Raw genomic sequence first — 14,340 nt, 5'->3', positions numbered from 1 at the left:
GTGAAAGGAAACCCAACGATGATTATAAAACTGAACGGTGAAGATGTGCAGTGGGATCCCCAAAGTCAGGCGGATTTGGGCGGCTTGCTGGAAGAGTTCGTTGCAAAGCGGTTTTTCAGGGATGAGTTCATCTCCACGATAAAAATTAACGGCGAAGAAATACCCGAAAACGTAATGTTGACCATAAAAACGAAACCGGTGGCGGACGTGCGGTCTATAGAAATAGCCACCGACACGTTTCGCGCCGTATCCATCCGCGCGCTCGATTCCATGGACGAATATGTGGAAGGACTGGCGGCGCTGGTTGAACAAAGCGCCGACAAGTTCCGCACGGACGACGAGACAACCGCCAACCGGAACTTCATCAATTGCGTTGAAGGGTTGCAGACCTTTGTCGGCATCATAGATAAGGTGAAAAACATCAACGGCCTTGATTTCGAGGCGATGAAACATGACGGCGGCACGTTGAACCAAAAGGAGCAGGAATTGCTCCAGGTGCTGAACACCCTTTTTGCAACGCAGAAAAACCGTGACTGGATCAGCTTGGCCGACATTTTGGAGTATGAACTGGCCCCGCTTATCGCGGAATGGAAAGAGATACTCCGGTCAATCGCCAACAACCTGCGGGGGATGTAATCCCCGTTCCGGCGGATCGCTGACGTTTTTCGCCGCTAGTTGCGCGGTCCCCATGAGCATCCGCTGGCGCCGTCCGGCATATTCGTAAGCTGCATCTGGTTATTGCCGTTGGCGTTCATGATGTAAATCTGGCTGGTGCCGGTGCGGGTGCTGGTAAACGCCAGATGGCGGCCGTCGGCGGACCAACTGGGGGAGTCGTTTCTCCCCATATCGGCGGTGAGTTGCTTTTCCACAAGTCCGTCGAGGCTCTTCACCACGATGTTAAAGCGGGTATCAAGCATGCTGGTAAAGGCGATTTTATCACCGCGCGGCGACCATGCCGGGTCGGCGTTGTAATCGCCATTGAAGGTGAAGCGCTCTTTGCCGCTGCCGTCCGCGTTCATTATATATATCTGCGGCGTTCCGGCGCTGTCCGAAACGAAAGCGATTTTTTTCCCATCCGGCGACCATGTGGGGGATGTTTCGATGCTGTCGGCGTCGGTTAGCCGCCGGAGGCCGGTGCCGTCGGCATTGATCGTGTAGATGTCCGAATTGCCGTTGAGGGCTTGGGTGAAGGCGATGGTTTTGCCGTCGGGCGACCAGGCGGGGGCCGACTGGCTTTGGCCCGTGTTGCTGCCGATAGCGGTGATCTTGCCGCTGTGCAAGTCGAGCATATAGATGGCGGGCCGCTTCATGTGAAAAGAGGTGAAGAGCAGTTTGCCGCCGGAGGGGGCCCAGTCCGGCGATATGATGATACTGTTGACTTTGGTGATCTGCTGCTGGTTGTACCCGTCGTAATCCATGATGAAGAGTTCCTTGTGCCCCTTCACCTTGCTGGTAAAGGCTATGCGGCTGTCGGCAACGCCGGCCGCGCCCGAAAAGCGGTAGACGACTTCATCGGCGAACTTGTGCGTCATCTTGCGGAATATGCCGCGTGGGCCGGTATAGCGGATGCCGGCAAGCTGTTCGTGGCGGTCCACATCGAACAGGTAGGCTTCCAGGGCGGCTTGGTCATCCGGCAGGGCGTAGTAATCGGCCCTGACCAACGCATTCACCTTCGCTTCTTTCCAGATATCCCAGGGAACGTGGCGCGCATCGGCGGTTTTGGACTCAATTTCGCCCAACACCGCGCGGTCGGTAAGCATACTGAAATAGCCCGAAAACAACAGGTCGAACTCCATTGTCTTTTGTCCCAGATCGGCAAAAGCGGAATCCTCTTTCTGGTTTTCCTTGGCTTCTTTCATGTTAAATCGGGGTACCGCCATGGTGATTTGCGCGGTTCGCTGGCGCGAGACGTCGATAAAAACTTCGGCGGCGCCGCCGATGGCGCTCCCGGCGGCCAGCAGGGCCGCTGCCAGCAGGATGATTTTAGCGTGACGGTTGCAGAACGAAGCCAAAGTGTACCTCCAGCGTTTTTTCTTTGTATCCGGGCGGCAGCGGGGGGAAAGGGGCGGAGTTCCGCACCGCCGCGAGCGCCGAGTTATCCACTTCGTCGTTCAGCGACGAATGTTCTATTTTGAGGTCGAGCATTTTGCCGTCGCGGTCTAACTGGAAATAAACGGCCACCCGCGCCGCGCGGTTGGTGAAAAAGTTGGCGCGGAACGTATCCCAGTTTCCATATATGCGCGATTCCATGATGTTTAAATACCACTCGTAAGGGAACTTGCGGATATCAACGCTGCCACCCCCCTTGCGTTCGCGTATTTCGCGGGCGGCCGCGTCGGTATTCTTCTCCTCGGTGACCGGCGTTTTCTGCTTGAGCTTCGAGGTTTTTTTGGATTCCGTTTCCACCTGCTTCACCGGCGGGATTTTTTTATCCGGCCTCGGCGCCTCTTTTGTTTCGGGGGATTTTTTCAAAGTTTCCGCCACCTTTTTCACTTCGCCGCCCGTATCTTTGCTCACCGGTATTTCCAGCTTGACCGGCGGAGCCGCCGCTTTCGCGCTAACCGCGGTCGGCATCGGCGCGGCGTCCACCACGGAAGAGCGCCCCATCTCGAAACGGCCGGTGAGGGGACCCGGGTCGATCAGGTGTACCACGTACACTTCCTGTTTGACGCGGGGCTCGCTGGAGTGGTCGATGTATTCCCCATAAATGAAAAAACCGGTAAGCGCCAGCATATGCAGCAGAAGGGAGACAAAGAGCACCGTAATGAAAAGGTTGTCGCCGCCGTCGCCTTCCGGGGAGTAACAGGTATCGTGACCGGCCGTCATTGGCGTTATTTCTTTTCCTCTTTGACCGGCGGCGGAACCGGCTCCGTCACCATGCCCAGATTCCGCACACCGGCGCGGCGCGCGTTTCCCATCACCTGCATGACGAAGCCGTACGGCAGCGTTTCATCCGCGCGGAGAAACACGTCGACTTGCGGATTGATGGTTGTCAGCTGGTTGAGCCGTTTTTCCAGGGCCTCCAGCCTTATCTCCGTTTCGTTGAGGTAAATGGCGCGGTTCTTGTCCACCGTGATGATCCAGTTCTCCTCACGAACCACCGGGCTTGCCTCCACTTTCGGCAGGTGTACATCGAAGCCGAATTTGGCCAGCGGCGCGGTGACCATGAAGATGATGAGCAATACCAGCATGACGTCGACGAACGGCGTCACGTTGATTTCGGACATCATGGCACTGGTGCGCCGCCGCTTTTTCCAGAGATGAGCCATATCCATTACCCCCATATAACCGGCGTATGACCGGTTTGCACGATTATACTTGCGGCGCTCCGCGATTTAAAGGGTTTTAGGGCGGCAATGGGATAAACTGTTAATTATGGGCGTGGAAACCGGATTCGACCTGGAAAACCTTCAAGGACTTTCCACCGCGGAGGCGATCCGCCGCCTAAGCGGGGAAGGGTATAACGATCTTCCCGCCTCAAAACCCAAAAGTTCCGCCGCCATCGCGCGCGAGGTTGTGGGCGAGCCGATGTTCCTGCTGCTGACGGCCTGCGGCGCGCTATACCTCGTGTTGGGCGACGTGCAAGAGGCGCTGATCCTTTTAAGCTTTGTTTTCGTCATCATGGGAATCACGTTTTACCAGGAGCGGAAAACGGAACGCTCCCTTGAAGCATTGCGCGATCTCTCCAGTCCCCGCGCGCTGGTGGTGCGGGATGGCCTGCAACAGCGCATACCGGGGCGCGAGGTGGTGCGGGATGATTTGGTGATCCTGATGGAAGGCGACCGTGTGCCCGCTGACAGCTTTTTGCTTTCCTCCATCAACTTGGTGGTGGACGAATCGGCGCTGACCGGCGAATCGGCGCCGGTGCGTAAAGCTCCGGGAGGGAGCGAAAAACGGGAAATGGGAAAGCCGGGCGGCGAAGACTTGCCGTATCTTTTTTCGGGCACGCTGGTGGTGCGGGGGCAGGGGGTGGCCAAGGTGTTACGCATCGGCCTTCACACCGAGATCGGCAAGATCGGATCCTCGTTACGGAACATTGAAACGGAGCAGACGTTGCTCTGGAAGGAGACCCGCCGGGTGGTGAGGTTGTTGGCCGCGACGGGACTGGGACTCTGCGCGCTGGTGTCGCTTTTGTATGTGTTGAATACCGGCAAATGGGTTGATTCGCTGCTGGCGGGACTCACATTGGCCATGTCGATCCTTCCCGAAGAGATGCCGGTGATATTGACCATTTTTCTGGCGCTGGGGGCGTGGCGCATTTCGCAAAAAAACGTGCTGACCCGCCATGTGCCGGTGGTGGAAACACTGGGGGCCGCCACCGTGCTCTGCGTGGATAAGACCGGCACCCTCACCCAAAACAGCATGACCGTCAGCCGGCTTTATGCGGGAGACGCTTTTTTCACCGTCATGGAAGGGGCGCGCGGTCTGCCCGAAGCGTTTCACGACTTGGTCGAGCATTGCATCCTGGCTGGCAAGAAAGATCCGTTCGATCCAATGGAAAAAGCGATAACCGATATGGGGCGAATGTGTCTGGCGGGGAGCGAACACCTGCACAGCTACGAGCGCGAACTGTTGCGCGAATACCCGTTAAGCAAACAGTTTCCGGCGCTGACCCATGTGTGGCGCTCGCCGGGGCGCGAAGGGTTGGTGATTGCCTCAAAAGGGGCGCCGGAAACCATCGCCAACCTTTGCCATCTGGATGAAAGGCGGGCTGGGGCGCTGACCGCCGCCGCAAATGCGATGGCGCGGGACGGCCTGCGGGTGTTGGGTGTGGCGAAAGGTGTTTTAGCTGAAGCGGCGCTTCCGGATGACCAGCACGACTTTGAGCTGGAGTTTGTGGGACTGGCCGGCTTCACCGACCCGGTGCGGCCCGCCGTGCCGTCGGCGGTGGCCGAGTGCCGCCAGGCGGGAATACGGATAGTGATGATTACCGGCGATTATCCCGAAACGGCCAAAAGCGTCGCCCGCGCCATCGGATTTTCTGAATCCGGCCAATGCGTTACCGGCGCGCAGGTGGAAGCGATGGATGATGAGACCCTCGCTGAACGAATTAAACGCGTAACCATTTTCGCGCGCGTGGTTCCGGAACAGAAACTGCGGATCGTCGACGCGCTCAAGAAAAACGGCGAGATCGTGGCGATGACCGGCGACGGCGTGAATGACGCCCCCGCCCTCAAAAGCGCCCATATCGGCATAGCTATGGGCGCGCGCGGCACCGATGTGGCCCGCGAGGCGGCGGCGCTGGTGTTAACCGACGATGATTTTTCCTCCATCGTGGCGGCGGTGCGTTCGGGGCGGCGCATTTACGACAACATCAAAAAGGCGATGGCTTTCACCGTCGCCGTGCATGTGCCTATAGCCGGGATGGCGATGATCCCGGCTTTTTTCGGCCTGCCGCTGATTTTCATGCCGGTCCATATCGTCTTTCTGGAAATGGTGATCGATCCCGCCTGTTCCATCGTCTTCGAGCGGGAACCGGAGGAGACCGGCATTATGGAGCGCCCGCCGCGCAGAACCAGCGATCCCCTTTTCAGCGGACGGATGGTGTTGGCAAGCACATTGCTTGGCGGTGCGGTATTCGCGGTGGTGTTGGCGGTGTTCGGCTTGGCGCTTTGGCGCGGCGCCGGGATGGAAGAGGCCCGCACCCTTTCCTTCGTCACATTGCTGATCGCTACGGTTGGGCTGATATTCGCCAACCGTTCGCTGGAGCAACACATCGTTCAGGCGGTCAAAAATCCCAACCAGTCGCTCTGGTGGCTCTGCGGCGGGGCAGCCGCATTTTTGGGTTTGGTGATATATGTGCCGTGGTTGCGCCAACTGTTCGGATTCCGGCCCCCGGACACGATTGACTGGCTGATATGCATTGTGGCCGGGGCGGCTACAATAGGTTGTCTCGAACTTATAAGGATGGCGGCGCGGCGCCGGAAGTTTTCGGCGGCTTAGCGCTTTACGAAGTTCTTTTCGATGAGTGAAAGGAAATCGAGGGTGAAGTTGTCCATCTCGGTGCCGAACACCTTCGTCTTCTGGACGAAGTAGTTGTAGCCGATGACGGCCGGCACGGCGGTAATAAGGCCGGCGGCCGTGGCGATCAACGCCTCGGCAATACCGGGGGCCACCACCGCGATGTTGGCGGATGCGGTAAGGCTGATTGACCGGAACGACTCCATGATCCCCCATACGGTGCCGAAAAGCCCGATGAACGGGGCGGTGGAGCCGGCGGTGGCAAGAAAGAAGAGATATCGTTCGAGAATGGTTACTTCCTGGGCGGTGGCCCGCTCCATCGAGCGGGCGATGCCGTCAATTTTTTCAAGGAAAAAACGGCGGTCTTCTTCGATCTGGGCGGCCGTGGTGGAAGCGCGGAATTCGCTTTCAAACTCCGCATAGCCCGAAAGGAAGACGCGGGCGATGGGGCTGGTTCCGCGCATTCCCTTGCTGGCATTGAAAATGCTGTCCAAACTCTTGTTTTTTATGAAAATCTGGTTGAATTCGGAATTTTCACGTCGAATACGGCGGTAGGAAATCCATTTGAAAATCATGATGGCCCAGGAAACGATGGAAAACAGAAGCAACAAGATCAGCACTCCTTTGGCCACGGAACCGGCAGATGCGACCATGTCGATGACCGATTGGTGGCTGGTGACGGCTGTGGCGGCGGACATTGTGTTTGATCCCACGCGTTCTCCTAAATATGGTTTCAACGATGCTAAGGGATGGGGTTGTACGCTGTCAACGCCCGAATGCGGATCCGGGGAGCGGCTGCGGCGAATGGCAAAACGGCCATCTAAACAATTCCGCTTGGAGGAGGGAAAAATAAAGCAAAAATAGGGGTTTATTTTCCGGATTTTTTGATACAATAAGCGGCTAGTTTCATTCACCGCGCATTGCGCGGGGAATGAGTAATATCACGTCCGGCAACGGTTACGAAGGCAATAGGGTGCGGCATGGCCGCTGATACCTTCAAACCCGGGCGGTTGAACAACCCTATAAGGAGATTTTTTTATGAACGTAACTGTCACCATGAAACAGATGCTCGAAGCGGGATCGCATTTCGGGCATCAAACCAAGCGCTGGAACCCGAAGATGAAACCGTATATCTTCGGCGCCCGCAACGGTATCTACATCATCGACCTCCAGAAGTCGCTGAAGCTTTTCCAGGAATCGATCAAGGCGGCCTACGATGCCTCCGCCGAGGGGAAAAGCTTTCTTTTCATCGGCACCAAGAAACAGGCGCAGCTCCTCGTGGAAGAAGAAGCCGTCCGCTGCGGCGCATTCCACGTCACCAACCGCTGGCTTGGCGGCATGCTGACGAACTTTGAAACCGTCCGCAAATCCATCGACCGTTTGCTGGAACTGGAGCGGATGTCGGAAGGGGGGCTGTTCGAAGTGCTGCCCAAGCGCGAAGTGCAGAGCCTTGACCGCGAAATGAAGAAACTCCAGAAAAACCTCTCCGGCATCAAGAACATGACCAAACTGCCGGGCGTGGTATTCATCATCGACCCGAAGAAAGAAGCCATCGCCCTGCATGAATCCAAGCGGCTTGGCATAAAGATTATCTCGATGGTCGACACCAATTGCGACCCCGTGGGAATCGACCACATCATCCCCGCCAACGACGATGCCATCCGCTCGATCCGCCTGGTGGTCTCCACAATCGCCAATGCCGTAATCGAAGGCGCGGAAGTGGCCAAGCGCAACCGCCAGAAGGCCGAGGAGGAAACGGCGGCTAAAGCCGAAGCGGCGAAGACCGCGCGGGAAGCGGCCCGTACCGTCAAGGCCGCCGCCGACAAGGGCGGGGAGAAATAACAATGGCTGTTACCGCTGATTTGGTAAAAGACCTGCGTGAACGATCCGGCGCCGGGATCATGGATTGCAAAGAGGCGCTGAACGAGACCAAGGGCGATATGGAAGCGGCGATAGATTACCTGCGCAAGAAAGGGCTTTCGAAGGCCGCCAAAAAGGCCGGCCGCGCCACTTCGGAAGGGACGGTTTTTTCCTACATCCACGGCGGCGGCAAAATAGGCGTCATGGTGGAAGTGAACTGCGAAACCGACTTTGTGGCCCGCAACGACAAGTTTCAGGATATGGTGAAAGACATCGCCATGCACATCGCCGCGGTGAGCCCCGCTTATGTAAACCCGGAGGACGTACCGGCGGCCGTGGTTGACAGGGAGCGGGCGATACTTGCCGATCAGGCGAAAGAATCCGGCAAACCGGAAGCGGTGGTCGCCAAAATAGTGGAAGGGCGCCTTTCCAAATTTTACGAGGAAAAGTGCCTTGTGAAGCAGAAGTTCATAAAAAATCCCGATGTTACCATCGAGGAGCTCGTCAAGGCGAAGATCAGCGAGATCGGTGAGAATATCGTCGTCCGCCGTTTTGTCCGCTACCAGCTCGGGGAAGCTTGAGCTGCCCATGGGCCAGCTGAAATATAAAAGAATACTGCTCAAGCTGACCGGCGAATCAATGGCCGGAGCCCAGAAAGAGGGGGTTCTGTACGACGCTGTGCGGGAAATCGCCAAGGAGATAAAAGAAGTTCAGGATATGGGGGCGGAAGTGGCCGTCGTTATCGGCGGCGGCAACATCCTGCGCGGGTCCCTTGCGTCGGCGGCTGGGATTGACCGGACCACCGCCGACTATATGGGGATGCTCGCCACCGTCATCAATGGGTTGGCGCTGCAAAGCGCCCTCGAACAGATGGGTGCGGAAACCCGAATGCAGACGTCTATCACCATGTCGCAGGTGGCGGAGCCGTTTGTCCGCCGCCGCGCGGTGCGGCACCTGGAGAAAAAGCGGGTGCTGATTTTTTCGGGCGGCACCGGCAATCCGTATTTCACCACCGATACCACCGCATCGCTGCGCGCGATGGAGATTGGCGCCGAAGTGATTTTGAAGGCCACCAAAGTGGACGGCGTGTACACCGCCGATCCGATGAAGGACAAAACGGCCCGCAAGTATACCGAGCTCAAGTTCATTGATGTGCTGAAAAATGGCATTAACGTGATGGATGCCGCGGCGATATCCCTCTGCATGGACAACCATTTGCCGATTATCGTTTTTAACCTGTTTGAAAAAGGCAATATCAAGAGGGTGCTCTGCGGCGAACCGATTGGCACGATTGTAAGGGGGAATTGATTATGGGAGCCACTATCGAACAGGAAGGCAAGCAGAAGATGGAAACCACCATTTCGCTGCTGCAGAAGGAAATGGCGGGCATCCGCACCGGGCGGGCATCCGCCGGTCTCCTGGACACCATTTATGTGGATTACTACGGCACCCAGACACCGATCAAGCAGATGGCAACCGTCAGCACACCCGAACCGCGCGTTATCGTCGTCCAGCCGTGGGACGTTTCCGCGATGCCCGCAATTGAAAAGGCCATTAAAACGTCCGACATCGGCATTACGCCGCAGAACGACGGCAAAGTGATTCGCCTCAACATGCCGCCGCTCACCGAAGAGCGCCGCAGGGAAATGGCCAAGATGATCAAAAAGATCGGCGAGGAAAATAAGGTGGCCATCCGCAACATCCGCCGCGACGCGATGGACAAGGTCAAAGCCAAGCTGAAGAACAAAGAGCTCTCCGAGGACGAAGAGAAGAAAATCGAGGGGCGCATCCAGAAGATAACCGACGAATATGTGGCGAAGGTCGACTCCATTGTGCATAATAAAGAAAAAGAAATAATGGAGAATTGACCGGTGACCCCGGCGGAAGCCGCGCTCTGGGATTCGATTGACAGCGCCCGCTTGCCGCGCCATGTCGCCATCGTTATGGACGGCAACGGCCGTTGGGCCAAGCGGCGGATGATGCCGCGCATTTTCGGCCACCGCGCCGGCGTCGCAACCGTCGACCGCATCCTTTCCCTCGCTTCGGAAATCAAGCTTCCGGCGCTTACGCTTTATTCCTTCAGCACCGAAAACTGGAAACGTCCCCCCACGGAAGTGGCGGCGTTGATGGACATTCTGAAGGAATACCTCATGAAAGAGATGATGCGGATGGTGCAAAACAACATCCGGTTCAACACCATTGGCCGGATCGCCGAACTTCCCGCCGCCGCCATCGATTGCATAAACCAGGTCAAGGAGTCGACCAAAAACAACACCGGCACCGTGCTTACCCTGGCGCTCAGCTACGGCGGAAGGGCGGAGTTGGAGGACGCGGTAAAAGCAATCGCGCGCGAAGTGAAAAGCGGCGGACTCGATCCCGAGGCTATCGGGCAGGAGACTATTGGCAGCCATCTGGATACCGCCGGGCTTCCGGAAGTTGATCTTCTGATACGCACCAGCGGTGAACAGCGGATCAGCAACTTCCTGCTGTGGCAGATCGCCTACGCAGAGCTTTGGTTCACGGATATACTCTGGCCCGATTTCCAGGGAACCGATTTTCTGCAAGCGGTACGGGAGTTCCAAAAGAGAGAACGGCGTTTTGGCCTCTCCGGCGATCAGTTGGGTCCGCTTGCGGGCGGATCCACGGCCTGACGGCGGCGGAGAGGGGATGAGATGACACGGATTATCACCGCGGCGATTCTTGCCCCGCTGTTCATATATGTGACCATTTCCGCGCCAGCGAACATTTTCACCGCCATGATTGAACTCGCCGCCGCCATCTGTTTCCTTGAATATGCGCGAATGGCATTACAAAAAGGGATCGCCATCCATCGGATACGCGGCCTTGTCGCGTCGCTTGTGATACCGCTGGCGTTTATCAGTTCGCATTATGTGGCCTACATGGCTCTGGCCCTTATTCTGGTGGCGTTTCTTTTCACGGCGCTGGAAGATGCCGCGAACGATATCAATCCGGCCGTTTACACGATATTCGGCGTCATCTACATAGGAGTCGCTTTCAGCGCCCCCGTTTTGATCCGGATGGAGGAAAACGGCCCGATGCAATTCCTTCTGATCTGCTTTGCAACATGGGGCGCCGATATTGGCGCCTATTATGTGGGGCGGTCCATGGGCAAGACCAAGTTGGCCCCCGCCATCTCTCCCGGCAAAACCGTGGAGGGGGTTGTTGGGGGAATTGTTTCCGCGGTTATCTTTGCCGGCCTGTTTGCGCTCATCTTTTTTTCGCAGGCGAACGTCGTCCTCATTGCGGGGGCGGGACTCATCGGCGGCATTATCGGTCCGGTTGGGGATTTGGCCGAATCGCAAATTAAGCGGCATTTTGGCGTTAAGGACTCCGGAAGCATCCTGCCGGGACACGGCGGCCTGCTGGATCGCGCCGACGCCTTGATGCTTACCGCGCCAGCCTACTACATATTTTTGGCGCTGGCCGGTTACATATCGTGAAACGAAGGATACTCATCCTCGGCTCCACCGGCTCCATTGGCAAGAGTTGTCTCGACGTGGTGCGCGCCAACCCGGGAAGGTTTGAGGTGGCGGGGCTTTCCGCGCAGAGCAATGTGCGGGAGCTTGCCGCCCAGATCAGGGAATTCAAGCCGAAAAAAGCGGCCATCGCCCATGAAGTGGCGTGGAAGGAGCTGAAAGCGGCGGTGCCTCCCGCCACCCGGTTATTTGCCGGCCCGCACAGCGCCGCGGAACTGGTGGGAGCGCTCAAGCCGGATGTGGTGGTATCGGCCATCGTCGGCGCGGCGGGGCTTATTCCCGCCTTGGCCGCCATAAAGCAGGGGATACGGGTGGCGCTTGCCAACAAGGAACCGCTGGTGATGGCGGGCAAGATCATGATGACCGCCGCACGCAAACATGGCGCCCAAATACTTCCCATCGACAGCGAACACTCGGCCATCTGGCAGTGCCTCAACGGCGAGCCGCGCGAGCGGGTAAAAAAACTGATACTCACCGCGTCCGGCGGGCCGTTTCTGCGCAAGACCGCGGCGGAACTGAAAAAAGTGACCGTGGCCCAGGCGCTGAAGCACCCGCGTTGGAAAATGGGGCGTAAAATCACCATCGACAGTTCCACCATGATGAACAAGGGCCTCGAGGTAATCGAAGCCCGCTGGTTGTACGATATTCCGGCGGAACGGATAGAGGTGGTTATTCATCCGCAGAGCATCGTTCACTCGATGGTCGAATTTATGGATACCTCCGTCATGGCGCAGTTCGGCCTCCCCGACATGCGTGTGCCAATAGCTTACGCGCTTTCCTATCCGGATCGCTGGCCCGCCCCCAAACTGGCGTCATTGTCCCTTGCCGAAGCGGGGCCGCTCGAATTTTTCCCGCCCGACACCAAGCGGTTTTCTTGCCTGCGGCTTGCCTACGATGCGGTCCGCCGGGGAGGCGTGATTCCCGCCGCGCTGAACGCCGCGAACGAAGTGGCGGTGGAGGAATTTTTGGATGGAAAAATCCGCTATGTCGACATTCCACGCATCATCGAAAAAACAATGGACAGAACGCCGGACATGCGTACGCCAAGCTTGGGCACGGTGATGGAAGCGGATGCCGCGGCGCGCGTTACGGCCCGTGCGCTCTGCCACGGACGGCGGCGGAATTGAATTTGTACGCCGCCGTGAAGTGTGCTATATATTTCGGTAATCGTTTCTATATTAAGGAGATGGCATGACAAAGATCGATATCGTCAACAAAATCTCGGAACAGGCGGGACTCCAAAAGCCGGAAGCCGAGCTCGCCGTCGAGACAATCATTTCGCTTGTTAAGGAAACCCTCGGGAGCGGCGACAGTGTCATCCTGCGGCGGTTCGGTTCCTTTCAGGTACGCCAAAAACGGGAACGGATCGGCCGCAATCCCAAAACCGGGGAAGAGGCGAGCATTACCGCCCGCAAGGTTGTGCGCTTTAAAGCCGGCAAGTATTTCAAGGCCGCGGTAAACACCTGATTCTCCGGCCCGGCGTCCCCCCGCGAGCAATTTACCACTGAGGAATACCGTCATGGAAAACGCCGTTAGAGAAATCCTGCGCGCCATCGGGGAAGACCCCGACCGCCAGGGATTGCGCGACACTCCCAAGCGGGTGGAAAAATCATTCAAGTACCTCACCTCCGGCTACAGCGTCGATATCGGCGCGCTTATCAATGAAGCGCTCTTCGACGAGACATACAACGAAATGGTGCTGGTCAAGGACATCGAGTTCTACAGCATGTGCGAACATCACCTGCTCCCGTTCTTTGGCAAGGCGCATATCGCCTACATTCCGAACGGCAAAATTATCGGCCTCTCAAAACTTCCCCGGCTGGTGGAAGCCTTTTCCCGCCGTTTGCAGGTACAGGAACGGCTCACCACGCAAATCGCCGAGACCATCCGCAATCATGTAAAGCCGCAGGGGGTGGGCGTGGTGATGGAAGCCCGGCACCTCTGCATGTGCATGCGGGGGGTGCAGAAGGAAAACAACTACGCCGTCACCTCGGCGATGCTTGGCACCTTCCGGTCGGATAACCGCACCCGCTCGGAATTCCTGAACCTGATCGCCCTCAAGCGGCCGTTCTAAGACCGTTGCCGCGGTGAGCGGCGCGTTCAACTTTTGATGTCGCGGCCGAGACGCTTTTTCACGCTCTCTATTTTGGAATCAAGGCGGCCTGATTTCCCTTTGCGGTAATCGATTTTGATGGTGGTGGAGATGCGGTTGCAATCCAGCGACATCCGCTCGAAGCACTGCCTCACCACTCCCATCACCTGGTCGAATTCCCCTTCGACGACCGTCCCCATCGGATTGAGCCGGTAGGGGAGGCCGCTTTTGTCTATGATGTCGAGCGAGCGGGCGACGTATTCGCTTACGCTTTCGCCTTTGTCGAGCGGGGTCATGCTGAATTCGAGCAGAACCATTTGTCCTCCAGTGGAAGCGGCGGGTTATACCAACAGGAAAAAAAGTATCAACACCGTGCAGCGCACGAGGTCTTCACGCGTGGACAGGGGAATGGAGAGCGTCATTTCCATGCCCGTCATACCTCCAGCCGGTATTCCTTGATCTTTTTACGCAGGGTGTTCCGGTTGATGCCGAGAATGCGCGAGGCATCCGACTGATTGCCTTCGGTTTCGCTGATAACCATCTTGAGCAACGATTTTTCAACCGCGCCCATGATCATGTCGTGCAGATGCCCGTTGGGTACGGAGCGCATCTTTGATAAGTGTTCTTTAAGCGCCCGGTTAAGGACGTCGTCAATAGTAGTCGTCATAAAAGAAACAACACCCGCGGCAAACAAAATTACGAAATGGTTTCTCCAACTCCCCAAACTCACTACTGAGTATGGCTGTAATGGTAGCAAAATTTATTTTAATGTCAACGAAAGACGGAAAAATTGTTGCGAGCACATTAACCGTCCGGTGTAGGAGCACATTACCTGTCCGGTTATATAAAACGTCCATGGAGGCGTTTTATGAGAAAGACGATGTTCGGGCAGGAGGTGTTACTCATGCGATTTCAAGAAGCGCATAGCGG

At 57.0% G+C, this 14,340-nt stretch carries 17 protein-coding genes; 11 read left to right on the top strand and 6 right to left on the bottom strand.

Translation table 11 applies throughout. The features are described 5' to 3' along the window. The first annotated feature begins 18 nt into the window (after positions 1-18). Positions 19-636, top strand: coding sequence for a hypothetical protein (locus HZA03_01675; GenBank protein MBI5636658.1), 618 nt, complete (start codon positions 19-21; stop codon positions 634-636). 35 nt (positions 637-671) lie between these two features. Here the strand turns inward: HZA03_01675 and tolB are convergent, their stop codons facing one another. Genes tolB through HZA03_01660 form a run of 3 tightly spaced genes read right to left on the bottom strand, consistent with a single transcriptional unit; the run spans position 672 to position 3,269 of the window. Beyond that, entirely contained in the window at positions 672-2,012 is a 1,341-nt protein-coding gene (gene tolB, locus HZA03_01670) for a Tol-Pal system beta propeller repeat protein TolB (GenBank protein ID MBI5636657.1), read from the bottom strand. Then, positions 1,984-2,826: a TonB family protein gene (locus HZA03_01665; GenBank protein ID MBI5636656.1), complete on the bottom strand. Its 843-nt coding sequence runs from the start codon at positions 2,824-2,826 to the stop codon at positions 1,984-1,986. Before HZA03_01665 ends, tolB begins: the two co-directional genes overlap by 29 nt. A gap of 5 nt (positions 2,827-2,831) precedes the next feature. Further along, complete coding sequence (locus tag HZA03_01660) at positions 2,832-3,269, bottom strand: ExbD/TolR family protein (GenBank protein MBI5636655.1); 438 nt, start codon at positions 3,267-3,269, stop codon at positions 2,832-2,834. Between the two features lie 112 nt (positions 3,270-3,381). Between HZA03_01660 and HZA03_01655 the strand changes: the two genes are divergently transcribed. After that, positions 3,382-5,943, top strand: a complete 2,562-nt coding sequence (locus HZA03_01655) for a cation-translocating P-type ATPase (protein MBI5636654.1) — start codon at positions 3,382-3,384, stop codon at positions 5,941-5,943. On the opposite strand, the gene tolQ is transcribed toward HZA03_01655, so the two are convergent. Beyond that, positions 5,940-6,620, bottom strand: coding sequence for a protein TolQ (gene tolQ / locus HZA03_01650; GenBank protein MBI5636653.1), 681 nt, complete (start codon positions 6,618-6,620; stop codon positions 5,940-5,942). The genes HZA03_01655 and tolQ overlap by 4 nt on opposite strands. A gap of 379 nt (positions 6,621-6,999) precedes the next feature. Between tolQ and rpsB the strand changes: the two genes are divergently transcribed. From rpsB to folE, 9 genes are all read left to right on the top strand, one after another. Continuing rightward, positions 7,000-7,803, top strand: a complete 804-nt coding sequence (gene rpsB / locus HZA03_01645) for a 30S ribosomal protein S2 (GenBank protein MBI5636652.1) — start codon at positions 7,000-7,002, stop codon at positions 7,801-7,803. A gap of 2 nt (positions 7,804-7,805) precedes the next feature. Beyond that, positions 7,806-8,402 carry a translation elongation factor Ts gene (gene tsf / locus HZA03_01640; protein MBI5636651.1) on the top strand — a complete coding sequence of 199 codons (597 nt, stop codon included), beginning with the start codon at positions 7,806-7,808 and terminating at the stop codon, positions 8,400-8,402. Between the two features lie 7 nt (positions 8,403-8,409). Then, positions 8,410-9,129, top strand: coding sequence for a UMP kinase (locus HZA03_01635; protein ID MBI5636650.1), 720 nt, complete (start codon positions 8,410-8,412; stop codon positions 9,127-9,129). A gap of 2 nt (positions 9,130-9,131) precedes the next feature. Then, complete coding sequence (gene frr, locus HZA03_01630) at positions 9,132-9,689, top strand: ribosome recycling factor (GenBank protein ID MBI5636649.1); 558 nt, start codon at positions 9,132-9,134, stop codon at positions 9,687-9,689. A 75-nt stretch (positions 9,690-9,764) separates the two neighbouring features. Further along, positions 9,765-10,472, top strand: a complete 708-nt coding sequence (locus HZA03_01625; protein ID MBI5636648.1) for an isoprenyl transferase — start codon at positions 9,765-9,767, stop codon at positions 10,470-10,472. 21 nt (positions 10,473-10,493) lie between these two features. Then, the gene (locus HZA03_01620) at positions 10,494-11,282 is read left to right on the top strand and encodes a phosphatidate cytidylyltransferase (protein MBI5636647.1); all 789 of its coding nucleotides are present in this window, start codon (positions 10,494-10,496) and stop codon (positions 11,280-11,282) included. After that, the gene (locus tag HZA03_01615) at positions 11,279-12,445 is read left to right on the top strand and encodes a 1-deoxy-D-xylulose-5-phosphate reductoisomerase (protein ID MBI5636646.1); all 1,167 of its coding nucleotides are present in this window, start codon (positions 11,279-11,281) and stop codon (positions 12,443-12,445) included. Before HZA03_01620 ends, HZA03_01615 begins: the two co-directional genes overlap by 4 nt. Before the next feature lie 64 nt (positions 12,446-12,509). Next, positions 12,510-12,785, top strand: coding sequence for an integration host factor subunit alpha (locus tag HZA03_01610; protein MBI5636645.1), 276 nt, complete (start codon positions 12,510-12,512; stop codon positions 12,783-12,785). A 52-nt stretch (positions 12,786-12,837) separates the two neighbouring features. Then, on the top strand, positions 12,838-13,392 hold the full coding sequence (gene folE / locus HZA03_01605) for a GTP cyclohydrolase I FolE (GenBank protein MBI5636644.1): 555 nt from the start codon (positions 12,838-12,840) through the stop codon (positions 13,390-13,392). Positions 13,393-13,418: 26 nt separating this feature from the next. Here the strand turns inward: folE and HZA03_01600 are convergent, their stop codons facing one another. Next, entirely contained in the window at positions 13,419-13,727 is a 309-nt protein-coding gene (locus tag HZA03_01600; protein MBI5636643.1) for an MTH1187 family thiamine-binding protein, read from the bottom strand. Positions 13,728-13,843: 116 nt separating this feature from the next. Next, positions 13,844-14,077, bottom strand: coding sequence for a Fis family transcriptional regulator (locus tag HZA03_01595; GenBank protein MBI5636642.1), 234 nt, complete (start codon positions 14,075-14,077; stop codon positions 13,844-13,846). Between the last annotated feature and the right edge of the window lie 263 nt (positions 14,078-14,340).

It is taken from the genome of Nitrospinota bacterium (assembly GCA_016217735.1).
GTDB lineage: Bacteria > Nitrospinota_A > UBA7883 > JACRGQ01 > JACRGQ01 > JACRGQ01.
Note: the sequence above shows the minus strand (reverse complement) of the source record. Positions and strands in the feature narration are given on the sequence as shown.

What these genes read in the sequence shown, in the direction of transcription:
- HZA03_01675 (MBI5636658.1), top strand. Translation starts at nt 19, where the DNA reads ATGATTATAAAACTGAACGGTGAAGATGTGCAGTGGGATCCCCAAAGT.
- HZA03_01665 (MBI5636656.1), bottom strand. Translation starts at nt 2,826, where the DNA reads ATGACGGCCGGTCACGATACCTGTTACTCCCCGGAAGGCGACGGCGGC.
- HZA03_01660 (MBI5636655.1), bottom strand. Translation starts at nt 3,269, where the DNA reads ATGGCTCATCTCTGGAAAAAGCGGCGGCGCACCAGTGCCATGATGTCC.
- rpsB (MBI5636652.1), top strand. Translation starts at nt 7,000, where the DNA reads ATGAACGTAACTGTCACCATGAAACAGATGCTCGAAGCGGGATCGCAT.
- tsf (MBI5636651.1), top strand. Translation starts at nt 7,806, where the DNA reads ATGGCTGTTACCGCTGATTTGGTAAAAGACCTGCGTGAACGATCCGGC.
- HZA03_01635 (MBI5636650.1), top strand. Translation starts at nt 8,410, where the DNA reads ATGGGCCAGCTGAAATATAAAAGAATACTGCTCAAGCTGACCGGCGAA.
- frr (MBI5636649.1), top strand. Translation starts at nt 9,132, where the DNA reads ATGGGAGCCACTATCGAACAGGAAGGCAAGCAGAAGATGGAAACCACC.
- HZA03_01625 (MBI5636648.1), top strand. Translation starts at nt 9,765, where the DNA reads ATGGACGGCAACGGCCGTTGGGCCAAGCGGCGGATGATGCCGCGCATT.
- HZA03_01620 (MBI5636647.1), top strand. Translation starts at nt 10,494, where the DNA reads ATGACACGGATTATCACCGCGGCGATTCTTGCCCCGCTGTTCATATAT.
- HZA03_01610 (MBI5636645.1), top strand. Translation starts at nt 12,510, where the DNA reads ATGACAAAGATCGATATCGTCAACAAAATCTCGGAACAGGCGGGACTC.
- folE (MBI5636644.1), top strand. Translation starts at nt 12,838, where the DNA reads ATGGAAAACGCCGTTAGAGAAATCCTGCGCGCCATCGGGGAAGACCCC.
- HZA03_01600 (MBI5636643.1), bottom strand. Translation starts at nt 13,727, where the DNA reads ATGGTTCTGCTCGAATTCAGCATGACCCCGCTCGACAAAGGCGAAAGC.
- HZA03_01595 (MBI5636642.1), bottom strand. Translation starts at nt 14,077, where the DNA reads ATGACGACTACTATTGACGACGTCCTTAACCGGGCGCTTAAAGAACAC.